Consider the following 938-nt stretch of genomic DNA (forward strand, 5'->3'; position numbering starts at 1 on the left):
CCATCGAATGGCGCTGGTGGCGCGCGGCCTCGGGATCTTCGTTGCTGACCCCCATCACGATCGCGAACTTGCAGTTCGGATGCAAGGCGCCCGAGGTGAACCACTTGCGGCCGTTGATCACGTACTCATCGCCTTCGCGCCGTATCGTGGTGCAGATGTTGGTCGCGTCCGATGAAGCGACGTCTGGCTCGGTCATCGAGAAGCACGAGCGGATGCGGCCGTCGAGCAGGGGATCGAGCCAGCTATCGCGCTGCTCGGGCGTGGCAAACAGATGCAGCAGCTCCATGTTGCCGGTGTCGGGCGGATTGCAGTTGAACACTTCGGCCGCCCAGGGCACGCGGCCCATGATCTCGGCCAGCGGGCTGTACTGCATGTTGGTCAGGCGCGTTCCCGGTTCGTCGTCGCGCAGTGCGGGCAGGAACAGGTTCCACAGCCCGGCTGCGCGCGCCAGCGTCTTCAGCGGCTCGATGATCTCGCTGGGATAGACGCCGGTCGCGGCGATGCGGTCGAAGTCGTGGTACTTGGGCACGATGTGGCGCTCCATGAACTTGCGCATCGTGGCCTGCATCTGCTGGGTCTCTTCGGGGTACTGGAAGTTCAAGCGGCTCTCCTGTTAAATCGATTCGGCGGGGGTTTCAAGGGCTTCGAGGCCGCGCTGCGCCAGCGCCAGGCCCAGCGTGCCGATCTGCGCGGCGTTGTCGTCCACGGCATTGCCGCGCGCGGCACGCGCCGCGATGCCTTCGAAGATCACGGCCCAGCGCATCAGCGCGAACGCCCAATGGAAAGCCGTGGCCTGCCGCTCCGGCTGCGTGCGGCCCGCACGGCGGTAGTAATGCGCGAGGTATTCGGCTTCGGAGGGAATGCCCAGCGTCGCCAGATCCAGTCCGCGTATGCCGCCGAACTCCTGGGGCAAGGTGCGCCAGGCCACGGTGTTGAAC

General features: G+C 65.9%; 1 protein-coding gene and 1 pseudogene. Both read right to left on the minus strand.

Annotation, left to right across the window (positions count from 1 at the left end; all coding sequences use genetic code 11):
• Positions 1-601 (minus strand): acyl-CoA dehydrogenase family protein (locus tag D3H34_RS33020; RefSeq protein WP_205736873.1); only part of this gene is annotated, 601 nt, incomplete at its 3' end.
• A gap of 12 nt (positions 602-613) precedes the next feature.
• Positions 614-938: pseudogene (locus D3H34_RS34450) on the minus strand (phosphotransferase family protein); the annotation flags it as partial.

The sequence above is a fragment of the Acidovorax cavernicola genome (assembly GCF_003581445.1).